1 pseudogene is annotated in these 228 nt (G+C 72.4%); it reads left to right on the top strand.

Going from position 1 to position 228, the window contains the following annotated elements:
• Positions 1 to 228 (top strand): annotated as a pseudogene (locus tag ACLJNW_RS29260) (acyl-CoA dehydrogenase); the annotation flags it as partial.

Below are 228 nucleotides of genomic sequence, written 5' to 3'. Positions count from 1 at the left end.
CATCGTGCCCACCGACACGCCCGGCTACGAGGTGGTGCGGATCGAGGACAAGCTCGGCCAGCACGCCTCGGACACCTGCCAGCTGGCCTTCAACGACCTGCGTATCCCGGCCACGCTGCGCCTGGGCGAGGAGGGCGAGGGTTACCGCATCGCCCTGGCCAACCTCGAAGGCGGCCGCATCGGCATCGCCGCCCAGGCGGTCGGCATGGCGCGCGCGGCGTTCGAGGC

The organism is Salmonella sp. SAL4457, assembly GCF_046548235.1.
Lineage (GTDB): Bacteria > Pseudomonadota > Gammaproteobacteria > Enterobacterales > Enterobacteriaceae > Salmonella > Salmonella enterica.
Note: the sequence above shows the minus strand (reverse complement) of the source record. Positions and strands in the feature narration are given on the sequence as shown.